This window comes from Rhodococcus sp. Z6_132 (assembly GCF_058133635.1).
The window spans coordinates 1,147,477-1,163,015 of sequence record NZ_JBYUNP010000002.1 but is presented as its reverse complement, the minus strand read 5'-3'; the positions used below and the strand labels follow the sequence as shown (position 1 = coordinate 1,163,015).

General features: G+C 72.6%; 12 protein-coding genes. 4 read left to right on the top strand and 8 right to left on the bottom strand.

Annotated elements, in window-relative coordinates:
• Positions 1–13: 13 nt before the first annotated feature.
• The 3 genes from AC3YO9_RS12185 to icmF are packed head-to-tail and all read right to left on the bottom strand — an operon-like array spanning position 14 to position 4,698.
• Complete coding sequence (locus AC3YO9_RS12185) at positions 14–925, bottom strand: YhjD/YihY/BrkB family envelope integrity protein (protein ID WP_489983329.1); 912 nt, start codon at positions 923–925, stop codon at positions 14–16.
• Positions 918–1,424 (bottom strand): MarR family winged helix-turn-helix transcriptional regulator, encoded by a 507-nt coding sequence (locus AC3YO9_RS12180; protein WP_127782783.1) that lies wholly within the window; start codon positions 1,422–1,424, stop codon positions 918–920. The genes AC3YO9_RS12185 and AC3YO9_RS12180 overlap by 8 nt, the downstream gene beginning before the upstream one ends.
• Before the next feature lie 22 nt (positions 1,425–1,446).
• The gene (icmF, locus tag AC3YO9_RS12175; RefSeq protein ID WP_489983328.1) at positions 1,447–4,698 is read right to left on the bottom strand and encodes a fused isobutyryl-CoA mutase/GTPase IcmF; all 3,252 of its coding nucleotides are present in this window, start codon (positions 4,696–4,698) and stop codon (positions 1,447–1,449) included.
• A gap of 212 nt (positions 4,699–4,910) precedes the next feature.
• On the opposite strand from icmF, the gene AC3YO9_RS12170 reads away from it, so the two are divergent.
• From AC3YO9_RS12170 to AC3YO9_RS12160, 3 genes are all read left to right on the top strand, one after another.
• A complete protein-coding gene (locus tag AC3YO9_RS12170) occupies positions 4,911–5,744 on the top strand; it encodes an NAD(P)-dependent oxidoreductase (RefSeq protein ID WP_241249821.1) in 834 nt (277 codons plus the stop codon).
• A gap of 130 nt (positions 5,745–5,874) precedes the next feature.
• On the top strand, positions 5,875–6,522 hold the full coding sequence (locus AC3YO9_RS12165) for a TetR/AcrR family transcriptional regulator (protein WP_489983327.1): 648 nt from the start codon (positions 5,875–5,877) through the stop codon (positions 6,520–6,522).
• A gap of 20 nt (positions 6,523–6,542) precedes the next feature.
• Positions 6,543–8,753, top strand: coding sequence for an MMPL family transporter (locus AC3YO9_RS12160; RefSeq protein WP_489983326.1), 2,211 nt, complete (start codon positions 6,543–6,545; stop codon positions 8,751–8,753).
• A gap of 57 nt (positions 8,754–8,810) precedes the next feature.
• Here AC3YO9_RS12160 and AC3YO9_RS12155 read toward each other — a convergent pair whose 3' ends face one another.
• From AC3YO9_RS12155 to gndA, 3 genes are all read right to left on the bottom strand, one after another.
• A complete protein-coding gene (locus AC3YO9_RS12155) occupies positions 8,811–10,175 on the bottom strand; it encodes a DEAD/DEAH box helicase (protein WP_206518214.1) in 1,365 nt (454 codons plus the stop codon).
• Between the two features lie 231 nt (positions 10,176–10,406).
• On the bottom strand, positions 10,407–10,568 hold the full coding sequence (locus tag AC3YO9_RS12150; protein WP_164860602.1) for a hypothetical protein: 162 nt from the start codon (positions 10,566–10,568) through the stop codon (positions 10,407–10,409).
• A gap of 139 nt (positions 10,569–10,707) precedes the next feature.
• Positions 10,708–12,162, bottom strand: coding sequence for an NADP-dependent phosphogluconate dehydrogenase (gene gndA / locus AC3YO9_RS12145; protein WP_489983325.1), 1,455 nt, complete (start codon positions 12,160–12,162; stop codon positions 10,708–10,710).
• Positions 12,163–12,251: 89 nt separating this feature from the next.
• On the opposite strand from gndA, the gene AC3YO9_RS12140 reads away from it, so the two are divergent.
• Positions 12,252–13,136 carry an SDR family oxidoreductase gene (locus AC3YO9_RS12140; RefSeq protein ID WP_489983324.1) on the top strand — a complete coding sequence of 295 codons (885 nt, stop codon included), beginning with the start codon at positions 12,252–12,254 and terminating at the stop codon, positions 13,134–13,136.
• A gap of 371 nt (positions 13,137–13,507) precedes the next feature.
• On the opposite strand, the gene AC3YO9_RS12135 is transcribed toward AC3YO9_RS12140, so the two are convergent.
• Entirely contained in the window at positions 13,508–13,741 is a 234-nt protein-coding gene (locus AC3YO9_RS12135) for a hypothetical protein (protein WP_127782791.1), read from the bottom strand.
• A gap of 7 nt (positions 13,742–13,748) precedes the next feature.
• The gene (locus AC3YO9_RS12130; RefSeq protein ID WP_127782792.1) at positions 13,749–15,320 is read right to left on the bottom strand and encodes a DEAD/DEAH box helicase; all 1,572 of its coding nucleotides are present in this window, start codon (positions 15,318–15,320) and stop codon (positions 13,749–13,751) included.
• Positions 15,321–15,539: the final 219 nt, after the last annotated feature.

Here is a 15,539-nt window from a genome sequence, read left to right as displayed (position 1 = left end):
AGCCAGGTGGCGCTCAGGCGCGGCCCGCCCGCTCGGCCAGGCGCTCGTCCACCGCCTGGGTGAGCAGCCACCCGACGATCAGCACCACGTGCAGCAGGAACATCCACAGCCCCACCGCCACCATGCCGCCGACCACGTCGAGCCCGCCGAACGGGGCGCCGAGATCCAGCGGCAGGGACAGGAACAGCACGAAGCCCTGCAGGAACCCGGACAGGCAGGCGGCCGTGAACGGGGCGCCGACCAGCAGCGCCGGCCAGCCGATCCGCCCCGGGGCGACCACCCGGAACCCCCACGCCAGCACGACGGTGAGCGCTGCCAGCACGGCGTAGAAGCCCACCGCGACCTGCCCGGTGGTGGCCAGGACCCCGCCGGTGCGGGCCAGGTCGGCCATCACCTGCACCACCAGCAGCAGCGGGTAGAGCAGCGCGGGCGTGAGCAGCAGCAGCGGCAGGGCCAGCAGCCGTCCCCGCCAACCGGCCAGCGTCTCCCGGCGCGCGGAGAAGCGCAGCAGCGCGCGCCGCAGGCCCTCGCCGTAGAAGGACATCGGCAGCAGCGCCAGCACCACCCCCCACGGCCCCACCTCGACACCCGCCGACACCAGCCGCTGCACGGCCCCCGGCGCGCCCAGCTCGTCGGGCAGCAGCTCGGCCAGGCGCCCACCCAGCTCGCGCACCCGCTCCGCCGAGCTGAGCCAGGCGGTCAGGCCGAAGGCCACCACGAACAGCGGGACGATGGCCACCCCGGCGAAGAAGGTGAGCCCGGCGGCGAGCAGCGCGAGGTCCCGGTCGGCGAGGCGGTGCTGGACCACGGCCAGCAACCCCGCACCTTCCCGGCGCAGCCCAGCCAGCCGGGCCGGACCGTCGGGCTCCTCGGTCACGCTGCTGCTCGGCTGGGCCCCGGCCGTCGAGGTCTCCGGGTCAGCCATCCAGGTCGCCGGCGTCCCGGCGGAGCTCGGTGAGCGCCGACACCAGCGTGCTCACCCGGCGGGGGGAGAGCCCTGGGCGCGCGAAGACCTCGGTGTTGAGCCGCTCCGTCGCCTGCTGCGCCAGCTCCCGGCCGGCCTCGGTGATCTCCACCAGCGTGGCGCGACCGTCGCTGGGGTGCGGCACCCGCACCACCAGCCCGGCAGCGGAGAGCCGGTCCACGGCGTTGGTGACGCTGGTGGGATGCACCTGCAGGCGGGCGCTGGCCTTGTTCATCGGCAGCGCACCGCTGCGGGTGAAGGTGAGCAGCATCAGCAGCTCGTACCGGGAGAAGGTCAGCCCCAGCGGCTTGAGCACGTCCTCCACCCGGGCCAGCATGATCTGCTGTGCCCGCATCAGCGAGGTGACCGCCGCCATCCCGTCGGCCACCTCGCCCCAGCCGTGCGCCACCCACTGGCGGTGCGCCTCGGCGATGGGGTCGAGCTTGGGGGAGTCAGCCATGACGGCTGTCAACCTATCCCGCTCAGACGTTGCGCCGATACTGTCCGCCCACCTCGAAGAACGCGTCGCTGATCTGGCCGAGCGAGCAGTGCCGCACCGCCTCCATCAGCGCGGCGAACACGTTGCCCTCGCCCATGGCCGCGCGCTGCAGCTCGGTGATGGCCGACTCGGCGCCGCCGCGGTGGCGGTCGTGGTAGTCGTGCAGCCGGTCCAGCTGGGACTGCTTCTCCTGCTCCGTCGCCCGGGCCAGCTCCAGCGAGCCGTGCGCCTCGTCGTCGGCGTCGGGGTTGAGGAAGGTGTTCACACCCACGATGGGCAGCGAGCCGTCGTGCTTGCGGTGCTCGTAGAGCATCGACTCATCCTGGATGCGCCCGCGCTGGTAGCCGGTCTCCATCGCGCCCAGCACCCCGCCGCGCTCGGCGATCCGGTCGAACTCGGCGAGGACCGCCTCCTCCACCAGGTCGGTGAGCTCGTCGATGACGTAGGAGCCCTGCAGGGCGTTCTCGTTGCCCGACAGCCCCCACTCCTTGTCGATGATCATCTGGATGGCCAGCGCCCGCCGCACCGACGCCGAGCTCGGCGTGGTGACGGCCTCGTCGTAGGCGTTGGTGTGCAGGCTGTTGGCGTTGTCGTAGATCGCGCACAGCGCCTGCAGGGTGGTGCGGATGTCGTTGAAGTTCATCTCCTGCGCGTGCAGCGAGCGTCCCGAGGTCTGCACGTGGTACTTGAGCTTCTGCGACCGCTCGCCGGCGCCGTAGCGCTCCCGCATGGCCACCGCCCAGATGCGCCGCGCCACCCGGCCGATCACCGAGTACTCCGCGTCCATGCCGTTGGAGAAGAAGAACGACAGGTTGGGCGCGAAGTCGTCGATCGACATGCCGCGAGCCAGGTAGGACTCCACGTAGGTGAAGCCGTTGGCGAGGGTGAACGCCAGCTGGCTGATGGGGTTGGCCCCCGCCTCGGCGATGTGGTAGCCCGAGATGGACACCGAGTAGAAGTTCCGCACCGCGTTCTCGATGAAGTACTGCTGGATGTCGGCCATGCAGCGCAGCGCGAACTCGGTGGAGAAGATGCAGGTGTTCTGGCCCTGGTCCTCCTTGAGGATGTCGGCCTGCACGGTGCCGCGGACGTTGGCCAGCACCCAGGCGCGCAGCTCGGCGGCCTCGTCCTGGCTCGGCTCGCGGCCGTGCTCGTCGCGGAACACGGCCAGGCGCTGGTCGATGGCGGTGTTGAGGAACATGGCCAGGATCGCCGGGGCGGGACCGTTGATGGTCATCGACACCGAGGTGGTGGGCGAGCACAGGTCGAAGCCGTCGAAGAGCACCTGCATGTCGTCCAGGGTCGCGATGGACACCCCGGAGGTCCCGACCTTGCCGTAGATGTCCGGACGCCGGTCGGGGTCGCGGCCGTAGAGGGTGACGGAGTCGAACGCGGTGGACAGCCGGGTGGCCTCGTTGCCGTCGGAGAGCAGCCGGAAGCGCCGGTTGGTGCGGAAGGCGTCACCCTCGCCGGCGAACATCCGGGCCGGCGCCTCCCCGGCGCGCTTGAACGGGAACACCCCGGCGGTGAACGGGAAGTAGCCGGGCAGGTTCTCCGCGCGCAGGAAGCGGGTGAGCTCGCCCTCGTCGGTGGTGCGCGGCAGCGCCACGCGGGGCACCGAGCTGCCGGACAGCGTCGGTCGGCGCAGCGGGGTGTGGATCTCCTTGTCCCGCACGGTGTAGATCAGCTCGTCGCCGGAGTACTCCTGCACCCGGGCGGGCCAGTCCACCAGCAGCTGGGCCACCTCGGGGTGCAGCGCGTCGCCGGCCTGCGCGGCCAGCTCGCTGGCCTGCTCGGCGGCGTCCCCGGAGAGCAGCTCGGCGGCGGTGCGCAGGTGCTGCCGGCGGCGGGCGACCTCGACGTTCTCCGCGGTCTGGGCGTGGTAGCCGCGCACCGCCTCGGTGATGTCGGCCAGGTAGCGGGAGCGCTGCGCCGGGATGGCGCTGGTGAGGCCCGTGGAGGCCATCACGTCCACCGTGGGCAGCACGCCCTCGCCGAGGGCCAGTCCCTTGCCGGCGAGCAGCTCGCGCAGCTGCTGGTAGAGCGCGGTGACGCCGTCGTCGTTGAACCGGGCGGCGCTGGTGCCGTAGACGGGCATGTCCTGCCACTGCTGGCCGAACGCCTCCCGGTTGCGGACCAGCTGGCGGGCGACGTCGCGGCGGGCGTCCTCGGCGCCGCGGCGCTCGAACTTGTTGATGGCGACCACGTCGGCGAAGTCGAGCATGTCGATCTTCTCCAGCTGCGAGGCGGCGCCGAACTCCGGCGTCATCACGTAGAGGGCGACGTCGCAGAAGTCCACGATCGCCGCGTCACCCTGGCCGATGCCCGGGGTCTCCACGATCACCAGGTCGAAGCCGGCGGCCTTGCACGAGGCGATGATCGCCTCGAGGTTCTCCGGGACCTGCGCGCCCGGCGTGCGGGTGGCCAGCGAGCGGAAGTAGGTGGTGGAGCCGCCGCCGGCGGTGTCCTCGGTGAGCGCGTTCATCCGGATGCGGTCGCCCAGCAGGGCGCCGCCGCGTCGGCGAGTGGGGTCGATGGCCAGCACCGCGATGCGCAGCTTGTCCTCGTTGTCCACCCGCAGGCGGCGCAGCAGCTCGTCGGTGAGCGAGGACTTGCCCGACCCTCCGGTGCCGGTGATGCCGAGCACGGGCACGGTGCGCCCGGCGGCGGCTTCGGTCACCCGCTGCACCAGCTCGGGCGAGCGGCCGGCCTCGAGCACGGTGATGGTGCGAGCCAGGGCGGCCGGGTCGCCGGCGAGCAGGGCGTCCACGTCGGGGCCCTGGGCGGCCAGGTCGACGTCGCACTTGCGGACCAGCTCGTTGATCATGCCGGGCAGTCCCAGTCGCTGGCCGTCCTCCGGCGCGAAGATGCTCACCCCGCGGGAGGCGAGGAGCTTGATCTCCTCGGCCACGATGACGCCACCACCCCCGCCGAAGACCTGCACGTGCCCGGCGCCGACCTCGCGCAGGCGCTCCACCAGGTAGCTGAAGTACTCCACGTGCCCGCCCTGGTAGGAGGAGATCGCCACTCCCTGGGCGTCCTCCTGCAGCGCCGCGGTGACCACGGCGTCCACGCTGCGGTCGTGGCCGAGGTGGATCACCTCCGCCCCCTGGGCCTGCAGCACCCTGCGCATGATGTTGATGGCCGCGTCGTGCCCGTCGAACAGGCTCGCCGCGGTGACGAACCGCACCGGGTGCGCAGGCACGTGCAGCGGGGGAGGTGTGATGTCAGCCATACACGGATAGTAGGACGTCCACGCAAAAAATGCTAGGACGTCCATGGAGATGGGTGGCGGACACCGCGGCCCGGCCGTCGCTGACCGGGCGGCTGCCGCCCAGCCCTGACGATGCTGGCTGAGCCGGCTCGTGAACAATGACGGTCGCCGGCCCGTGCGGGGCCGCGGCAACGACGTCATGGATCAAGCGCTTCGCCGAAAGGGGCTCTCGCGTGCGCATCGCGCTGCTCGGAACTGGACTGATGGGCACTCAGCTGGGCAGGCACCTGCTCGCCGCGGGCCACGAGCTGACCGTCTGGAACCGAACCTCGGACAAGACCGCGGCCCTGGTGGTTGCCGGGGCGCGCGCCGTGGACACCCCGCAGGAGGCGGTGGCGGGCGCGGACACCGTCGTCACCGTGCTCTTCGGTCCGCCCTCGGTGCGTGACACGGTGATCGGTCCGAACCTGCTGCCCGAGGGCACGCTCTGGCTGGACGTGAGCACGGTCGGGCCCGACGACACCGACCGCTTCGCCGCGGCGGCCCGTGAGCGCGGCGTGCGCTACGTGGCCGGGCCGGTGATCGGGTCGATGGTCCCGGCGGCGGCGGGCGAGCTGGGCGTGCTGCTCGGCGGCGACGCCGGCGACGTGGCCGAGGCCCGGGAGCTGGCGCTGCTGTGGGGCGACCCGGCCAAGATCCGCACCTTCCCCACCCAGCGGGAGGCCGCCGCCGGCAAGCTGGTGGTGAACCTGGCGCTGGCCGTGGCGATGCAGGGCGTGTCCGAGGCGCTGACCCTGGCGTCGGACACCGGCCTGGACCGCGACGTCACGCTGTCGCTGCTGGCCGGCTCCATGCTCGCTCCCGCCGTGGCGGCCAAGAAGCGCCAGCTCTCCGAGCGCGACTTCGAGGAGGCGCAGTTCACCGCGGACGCGCTGCTGAAGGACACCGACCTGATCCTCTCGGCCACGCTCGGCCTGCACGCGGTGCAGGCCGCGCACGACGCCCTGGAGGCGGCGCAGGAGGACGGGCGCGGCGGCGAGGACTTCTCCGTCATCGCCGACGTCTGAGCCTCGCAGGGCGGTGACCAGCACCGACGGGGGCTGGAGTGGTAGTGGACCCCGTGGTCAGATCCTGACCACGGGGTCAGTTTCTGGGTAGGGTGTGCCACGTCACCACCCGCCGCCCCGGGGAGCTGCCGTGCGCCAGACCCGCGAGGAAGTGCTCGGCGAGATTCGCGCGCGCACCCTCGAGCTGGTGGCCACGCAGGGCTACGAGGCGACCACCCTGCAGGAGATCGCGGCCTCGGTGGGGTACTCCAAGTCGGCGCTGCTCTACCACTTCGCGTCCAAGGAGGCACTGGTGGCGCAGGCGCTGCTCGAGCCGCTGCAGCGGATGCAGGAGTACCTGGCCGTCGCCGCGCACACCGACCGTGCGCAGCAGGCCACCGACCTGGTGCGGCTGATCGTGTCGCACCGCTACGAGGTGTTCCTGATGCTGCGTCACGGGGAGCGGCTGCACCAGCTGGAGCCCGCCCTGCGCCTGGACGAGTACACCGACCGCGTGCGCGCGCTGTTCTGTGGGCCCGGCGCCGGGCTGGCCGAGGAGGTCGCGGTCCGGGTGGCCATCACGGGAGTGGCGGAGACCGCCATGGTTCTGCTGGACGTGCCCGACGAGGAGCTGGGTCCTGCGCTGCTCGCCGCCGCCCTGCCGGTGCTCGCTCCCGGCTCTGCTGCGCCGGATCCTTCTGCGCCGGATCCCTCTGCGCCGGATCCCTCTGCGCCGGATCCCTCTGCGCCGGACCCTGCTGCACCGGACCCTGCTGCCCCCGCTCCGACCCGCGCCTGACGAGCTCCCGGAGGACACCCATGGCCACACTGCTCGCCCAGCTCGGCCGGTGGAGCTTTCTGCACCGGTGGACGGTGGTGGCCGCCTGGGTGGTGCTGGTGGCCGTCGTCGGCACCAGCGCCGCCCTGTTCAAGGGCCCCACCCCGGAGAACTCCTTCTCCATCCCCGGTACCGAGTCACAGCAGGCCATCGACACGCTGGCCGAGCGCTTCCCCGCGGCCAGCGGCTCCTCGGCCACCATCGTCATCACCGGCCCGGCCGGCACGACGGTGACCGACCCGGCCGTGCAGGCCCAGGCGCAGCGGGTGCTCGCCGCCGCCCAGCAGCTGCCGCACGTGGTTCCCGGCCCGGCCGGCGTCACCACCGTGACCTCCCCGGACGGCGCCGTGCTCATGGCCCAGCTGCGCTACGACGTGCAGACCGCCGAGCTCGGTGACTCCGACCGCACCGCGCTGAAGGCCCTGGGCGGGCCGGAGCGGGCGGCCGGGCTGACGGTGGAGGTCAGCGGTGAGCTGGTGCAGGGCGGGCAGGGTGCGATCTCACCGCTGGAGGGCGTGGGGCTGCTGCTGGCCCTGGCGGTCCTGGTGGTCACCTTCGGCTCGCTGCTGGCCGCCGGCATGCCGCTGCTCACCGGGCTGGTGGGGGTGGCGGTGGGCGTGGGCGGCCTGGTCGCGCTGTCCGGGGTGGTGGAGGTGTCCTCCACCGCGCCGATCCTCGCCCTCATGCTCGGGCTGGCCGTGGGCATCGACTACTCGCTGTTCATCGTCTCCCGGCACCGCAGCCAGCTCGCCACCGGCATGCGCCCGGAAGACTCGGCGGCGCTGGCCGTGGGCACCGCCGGCAGCGCGGTGGTGTTCGCCGGCCTCACGGTGATGATCGCGCTGGTGGGGCTCACGCTGGTGGGCATCCCGTTCCTCGGCTCGATGGGTCTGGTGGCCGCGGCGACGGTGCTGATCACCGTGCTGGTGGCGCTCACCCTGCTGCCGGCGATGCTGGGTCTGGCGGGTGAGCGCCTGGTGCCCGTGCCGGGATCACGGGTGGCCCGTCGGCAGGCCCGCGGCAACACCATGGGGGAGCGGTGGGTGCGGCTGGTCACCCATTTCCCGGTGCTGGTGGTGATCGGGGTGGTTGCCGGGCTGGGGGCGCTCGCCCTGCCCGTGCAGGACATCCAGCTGGGCCTGCCGAGCGCGGGCACCGCCCCGCCGGAGAGCACTCAGCGCAAGGCCTACGACCTGGTGGCCCAGCACTTGGGACCGGGCGTCAACGGCCCGCTCACCATCGTGGTGGACACCCGCGGATCCGGCGCCGACGTCACCCAGTCGGCCTCCCGGGTGGCTGCCGCGCTGCGAGCGGTGAGCCCGGACGTGGCGCAGGTGACCGCACCGATGGCCGCGCCCTCGGGCGACCTCGCCCTGGTCAACGTGGTGCCCCGCAGCGGTCCCGACTCCGAGGAGACCACCGAGCTGGTGCGCACCATCCGGGACGCAGCTCCGGGGCTGGGCGCCGACACCGGGTCGGTCGTCCAGGTCACCGGCCCGACCGCGCTGGGCATCGACGTCTCCCAGGGGCTGTCCTCGGCGCTGCCGCTGTTCCTGGTGGTGGTGGTCGGCCTGGCGCTGCTGCTGCTGGCGGTGGTGTTCCGCTCCGTGCTGGTGCCGCTGAAGGCGGCGGCGGGGTTCCTGCTCACCGTCGGCGCCTCGCTGGGCTGCGTGGTCGCCGTCTTCCAGTGGGGCTGGCTGAGCGGGCTGCTCGGGGTGGACACCCCCGGCCCCATCACCAGCTTCCTGCCCGTGCTGCTGGTGGGGCTGCTGTTCGGCCTGGCCATGGACTACGAGGTGTTCCTGGTGACCCGCATGCGCGAGGAGCACGTGCACGGCGCCGACCCGGACGAGGCGGTCCGGGTGGGCTTTCGCGAGGGCGCCCGGGTGGTCACCGCGGCGGCGCTGATCATGACCTCGGTGTTCGTCGGGTTCGCCCTGTCGGACGACCCCATCACCAAGTCGATCGCCCTCGCCCTGGCCATCGGGGTGCTGATCGATGCCTTCGTGGTGCGGATGACGCTGGTGCCGGCCGTGCTGGCGCTGTTCGGCCGGCGGGCGTGGTGGCTGCCGGCCTGGGCCGACCGGGTCCTGCCGCGGGTGGACATCGAGGGCGAGCAGCTCGACGGCGAGCGCCAGGCGCTGCAGGCGGCGGCCGAGGACGACCCGCCGGTACCCAGCGAGGTGCGCTGACGACACCAGGCCGCCCCTGCTGAGCAGGAGCGGCCTGGTGTCGAGGTGCTGGAGGGGCTAGCGGCCCTGGGAGCGGCGCTGGCCGCCCCCACCGCCGGCGCTGCCGCCGCGGCGGGCCTGCCCGGAGCCGGAGCGGCGCGGTGCTGCTGCGCCGCCGCCCACACCACCCCGACGACCGCCGGCCCGGCTGACCTGCTGCTGCGGGGGAGCCGGTGCCATCACCGGGGTGCCGCTAGGGCTGCGGGCTCCGGTGATCCGGGCCAGGTCGGTGTCACCGGCGCGCACCGGGGTGCTGATCGCCTTGACGCCGGCCTTGCGGGTCATGGCCTCCACCTCGCGCCGCTCGGGGTGGGTGACCAGGGTGACCACGATGCCCTGGTCGCCGGCCCGTGCCGTCCGGCCGGCGCGGTGCAGGTAGTCCTTGGGGTCGGCCGGCGGGTCGACGTGCACGACCAGGCTGACGTCGTCGACGTGGATGCCGCGGGCGGCGACGTCGGTGGCCACCAGCACCGGGGTGGTGCCGTCCTTGAAGGCGTCCAGCGTGCGGGTGCGGTTGTTCTGCGCCTTGCCGCCGTGCAGGGCACCGGTCATCGCGCCGGTGGCCCGCAGCTGCTTGGCGAGCCGGTCCACGCCGTGCTTGGTGCGCACGAACATGATGGTGCGACCCTCGCGCGCGGCGATGTGGGCGACGACGTTCTTCTTGTCGTCGGGGTCGATCATCAGCAGGTGGTGCTCCATCGTGGTGACGCTGGCCGACGGCGGCGCGGTGGAGTGCGTCACGGGGTTGGTCATGTAGCGCTTGACCAGCTTGTCGACCTCACCGTCGAGGGTGGCCGAGAAGAGCAGGCGCTGCCCGCGCGGGGTCTTGTCCAGCAGCTTGGTCACCTGGGGCAGGAAGCCCATGTCGGCCATGTGGTCGGCCTCGTCGAGCGCGGTGATGACCACGTCCTGCAGGCCGGCAGTGCGCTGCTGCACGTGGTCGGCCAGCCGGCCGGGGGTGGCCACGAGCAGGTCGATGCCGTCGGCGAGCTGGCTGACCTGGCGGCCGATGTTCACGCCACCGACCACGGTGCCGATGCGCAGGCCCAGGGCCTTGGCGAGCGGCTCCAGCTCAGCGGTGACCTGCGAGGCGAGCTCGCGGGTGGGCACCAGCACCAGCCCGCGCGGGTTGCGCGGGGTGGAGCGGGCGCCGGCCAGCTTGGCCAGCATCGGCAGGCCGAAGGCCAGGGTCTTGCCCGAGCCGGTCTGCGCGCGGCCGAGCACGTCGCGGCCGGCCAGGGAGTCGGGGATGGTGACCGTCTGGATGGCGAACGGGGCGGGCTTGCCCTGGGCGACCAGCGCAGCCACGAGAGCCTCGGGCAGGCCGATCTCGGCGAAGGTGCGGGTCGGCGTCGGCGTGCTGGACGCGTCGTGGTCGGGCACGGTCGAGGCGGCCGGGGCAGCGGTGGCCGGTGCAGCCTGGGCCTTGGTGGCCCGGCGGGGGGCCGCCGCGCGAGGGGCGGCGGTGCGGGGAGCCGCTGCGGCGTGGCCACCGGTGCTCGGGGTGGCGGTGGTCTCGGCTGCGGCGGGGGCGCCGGCCGGACGTCGGCCCGAGCGTCGGCGGGGGCGGGACGGGGACTGCGGTGCGGTCAAGGGTGTACCTCCGGTACGTGGTCACGTCCCGGCGGCACACAACGAGGTGTGGACAGTCACGAGGACGTCGCGCAGCAGCTGGATCAGCCGTTGCAGCGGATGTGTCCGAGCATCGCCGGACTGACGCCAGCGGAGTGCTCGGGAGTGCGCGGCGGTGACGCCGCGCTGGAGCAGCACGATCATCGTGCTTGCCTGAGGTAATCATACAGGCCGTTGGGCGGAGAGTGACGGCGCGGCGAGGGTGTTCAGCGACACGCCCGGTCGCCGGCGGCTGCCGGGACCGGGCGTGCGCTGCGAAAGCCCCTGCTCAGCAGGTGGTGGGTCAGGCAGGGAGCTCGGAGCGGTTGCCGCCCCAGAGGGTGTGGAACTTGCCGTCGGTGTCCACCCGGCCGTAGGTGTGCGCGCCGAAGAAGTCACGCAGGCCCTGGGTGAGGGCGGCCGGCAGCCGCTCGGCCCGCAGGGCGTCGTAGTAGGACAGCGCGGAGGCGAAGCCGGGCACCGGGATGCCCCGCAGGGTGGCGGCAACCACCACGCGGCGCCAGCTGTCCTGGGCGTTCTCCACGGCCTCCCGGAAGAAGGGGTCGACGATGAGCGAGGGCAGCTCGGCGTTGTCGGTGTAGGCCTCGCGGATGCGGTCCAGGAAGCGGGCCCGGATGATGCAGCCGCCGCGCCAGATGGTGGCCATGGCGGCCGGGTCGACGTCCCAGCCGTGCTCGGTGCTGCCGGCCGCGATCTGGTCGAAGCCCTGGGCGTAGGCGACCACCTTGGAGGCGTAGAGCGCCAGCCGGATGTCCTCGACGAACTGGTCGGCGTCCTCGGCCGTCCAGCTCAGGGTGCCGCCGGTGAGCTCGCGGGCGGCGGCGCGCTGGTCGGTGTGGCTGGACAGCGCGCGGGCGAACACCGCCTCGGCGATGCCGCTGACGGGGATGCCCAGGTCGAGCGCGGACTTCACCGTCCAGCGGCCGGTGCCCTTCTGCCCCGCCTCGTCCACCACCACGTCGACGAACGGCTTGCCGGTCTTGGCGTCCACGTGGTCGAGCACCTCGGCGGTGATCTCCACCAGGTAGCTCTCCAGCTCCCCGCCGTTCCACTCGCGGAAGATGGCGGCGATCTCGGCGGGGGTCTTGCCGAGGGCGTGGCGCAGCAGGTCGTAGGCCTCGCCGATCAGCTGCATGTCGGCGTACTCGATGCCGTTGTGCACCATCTTGACGAAGTGGCCGGCACCGTTGGGGCCGACGTGCACGCAGCACGGCGTGCCGTCGACCTCTGCGGCGATGGACTCCAGCAGCGGTCCGAGCGCCTCGTAGGACTCCTTCGAGCCGCCGGGCATGATCGACGGGCCGTTGAGCGCACCCTCCTCGCCGCCGGAGACGCCGGTGCCGACGAAGTGCAGGTCGCGCTCGCGCATGGCGGCCTCGCGACGCATGGTGTCGGTGTAGAGGGCGTTGCCGCCGTCGATGATGATGTCGCCCGGCTCCATCAGGTCGGCCAGGTCGTTGATCACCGAGTCGGTGGGGTCGCCGGCCTGCACCATGATGAGCACGCGGCGGGGCTTCTCCAGGCTGTTGACCAGCTCCGCCAGGGAGTCGGCGCGGACGAAGTCGCCCTCGTCGCCGTGCTCGGCGAGCAGCCGGTCGGTCTTGGCGGCGCTGCGGTTGTGCACCGCGACGGTGTGGCCGTGGCGGGCGAGGTTGCGGGCGAGGTTGGACCCCATCACCGCCAACCCGGTGACACCGATCTGGGCGCGGGGTGAGGCTGGGCTGTCCGGAGCAGTCATGGCTGCCACCTTAGTGGCTGCTGCTTCCCGCTACCGTCGGTGAATCTCGGTGTGGGCCCACGCCGTAGACACAGCGTGAGGAGAGGTTCATGACGAGCGACGGACACACGGACCAGGCAGCAGGCTCGCAGGCCTCGGGTTCGCCGGCCCAGGGTTCCCTGCGGGGCCGCACGATCGTGATGTCCGGCGGCAGCCGCGGCATCGGGCTGGCCATCGCGCTGCGGGCGGCGCGCGAGGGAGCCAACGTGGCGCTGATGGCCAAGACCGCAGAGGCCGACCCACGGCTGCCCGGCACCGTCTACAGCGCCGCCGAGGAGATCCGCGCCGCGGGCGGGCAGGCGCTGCCGGTGGTGGGCGACGTCCGCAACGAGGAGGACGTGCAGCGGGTGGTGGAGCAGGCCGTCGCCGAGTTCGGCGGCATCGACGTGGTGGTGAACAACGCCAGCGCCATCAACCTCTCCGGCACGGTGGACCTGCCGATGAAGCGCTTCGACCTGATGCAGCAGATCAACGTGCGCGGCACCTTCCTGCTCACCAAGTACTGCATCCCGCACCTGGCGCAGGGCACCAACCCGCACATCCTCACGCTTTCGCCGCCGGTGAACATGGACCCCAAGTGGCTGGGCGGGCACCCGGCCTACACGCTGAGCAAGTACGGGATGACCCTGCTGACGCTGGGCTGGGCCACCGAGCTGGCCGAGCAGGGCATCGCCGCCAACGCGCTGTGGCCGCGCACCATCATCGCCACCGCCGCGGTGCAGAACCTGCTGGGCGGCGACGAGAGCATCGCCCGCTCGCGCAGCCCGGAGATCGTCGCCGACGCCGCACACGTGGTGCTCACCACTGCTGGGCGCACGCTCACCGGGCAGACGCTGATCGACGACGAGGTGCTGGCCTCGGCGGGGGTGACGGACCTGTCGCAGTACTCCACGGGCGAGGAGTCCGAGCTGGCGATGGACATCTTCCTCGACTGAGCTGGGGGCGTCTGCAAGTACCACCATCACCGCGCTCCGACGTCTGCAACTGCTACCAAGCAGGCGCCGGGGCGCGGGACTGGGGGCGCGGGACTGGGGGGCGCGGGACTGGGGGCGCTGGCCCGCCAGGAGCTGGACGACCGGGCTACGGCTGGCGCTAGGCGGCTGCGACCCGGTCGAGCAGCCAGTCGGCGACCACCGGCCACCGCGCCTGGTGCGTGCTGCGGAAGTAGCCCCGGAGGTGGCGGGTTGCGCAGCTTGGTAGCGGTTGCAGACGCCCTGGGGTGCGCATGGGCGTACTTGCAGACGCACCAAAGCACGTCAGCCCGGCCCACCAGTAGCGGTGGGCCGGGCTGAGTGTGCGCTGGTGGCTAGGCGCCCGTGGGGCGGTCCTTGCCGGTGAGCTTCTTGCGCACCTGCTCGATCTTCTGCTTGTTCTCCGGCTTGGCCGCGAACTCCTTGCCCTTCGCGACGGCCTTGTCGATCTTCTGCTTGTTCTCAGGCTTCGCGGCGAACTGCTTGCCCTTGGTGACAGCCTGGTTCACCGCCTGCTGCGCCTTGGGGCTGCGCGCGAACGCGGCGGCCTTGTCAAACAGTGACGCCATGGTGTCCTCAATCCTGGTTGCGGGCCGGACCGTCGAAGCCATCATACGAGCGGGTCTCGGTCCGCGAGCGGAAACCACCCGCGGTGGGCTCCGGACGGGCCGCAGCCGGCCGAGCGGCCGCCGGGCGCGCCGCCATGCCGTCACGGCGCGGTGCCTCGCGGCGGACGCCGTCCCGACGGGGGCCGCCCTGGTTGAAGCCACCCTCGCGCTGGTAGCCACCCTCGCGGCGCGGGCCACGGGCGTTGTCGCGCGAACCCTGGTAGCCGCTGCCGGCGGGACGCGGGTTGCGGCCCTGGTAGCCGCCGCTGCGCGGACGCTCGCTGCGGTCGCGCTCCTGGGCGGGGAGGGGCTCGCCGCTGGGCGTCTGCGCACCGGTGATCTCGCTCAGCTCGGAGGAGCCGGGGGAGACGTTGGTGGCCTTGGGGTCGATGCCGGCGATGCCGGTCATCCGGCGCACCGTGCGGCGCTGGTTCGGCAGCACGATGGTGACCACGGTGCCGGACTCACCAGCGCGGGCCGTGCGGCCGGCGCGGTGCAGGTAGTCCTTGGCGTCGGCCGGCGGGTCGACGTGCACGACCAGGCTGACGCCGTCGACGTGGATGCCGCGGGCGGCGACGTCGGTGGCCACCAGCACCGGGGTGCGGCCGGTCTTGAAGCGGTCCAGCACGCGGGTGCGCTGGTTCTGCGCCTTGCCGCCGTGCAGCGACTCGGCGCGGATGCCCAGGGCGCGCAGCCGGTCGGTGATGCCCTCGACGCCGAGCTTGGTGCGGGCGAACATGATGGTGCGGCCGTTGCGGGCGCCGATCTCGGCGAGCACAGCGTCCTTCTGGCCGCGGTCCACCAGCAGCACGTGGTGGGACATGGTGTCCACGCTGGCCTTGCCGTCCTGCGTGGAGTGCTCCACGTGGTCGGGCAGGAACTGCCGCACGATCGACTGGATCTCCCGGTCCAGGGTGGCGGAGAACATCAGCCGCTGCCCGTCCGCCGGGGTGGCGCTGAGCAGGGCCTTGACCTCGGGCAGGAAGCCCAGGTCGGTCATCTGGTCGGCCTCGTCCAGCGCGGTCATCTCGATGGCGTCGAGGATGCAGGTGCCCTGGCGCAGGTGGTCGCCGAGGCGGCCGGGGGTGGCGACCAGGATGTCCACGCCGCGGCGCAGCTGGTCGGCCTGGCGGCCGAAGGGGGTGCCACCGACGGCGGGCTTGACGCTCAGGCCCAGCGCGTCGGCGTAGGGCTGCAGGGAGTCGACCACCTGGAAGGCGAGCTCACGGGTGGGGACCAGCACCAGGGCGCGGGGCCGCTTGGCCTGTGCGCGGCTGGCGTTGGGGCCGTAGGCGAGCCGGTTGAGCATCGGCAGCCCGAAGGCCAGCGTCTTGCCGGAGCCGGTCTGCGCGCGGCCGAGCACGTTCTTGCCGGCGAGCAGGTCGGGGATCGCCGCCGCCTGGATGGGGGACGGGGCGGTGATGCCCGTCTTCGCCAGGGCGTTCACCAGGGCGTCGGGAAGGCCGAGGGCGCCGAACGTGGTCGGCTCGCTCTCGGCGGACTCGTCGTTGGCGGGGGTATTCAGGACAGCCTGAGACACGGAAGAACCTCTCCGGGACAGCGGCGCGTCGCGGAGCGGGAGCTGTCATGCAGCACGCAGTGAGACGAGCCAGACACACGCTCATCTTCGCCAGCTTGGGCGGGACTGTGTGCCGGTGGATTGATCTGTCGCGAGTGCGACTGAACTGACAGTACGGCACACCGCGGGATGTACCCGCATCCCGCGGTGTGACGTCCCCGACTATTCGGGCGAGACGGA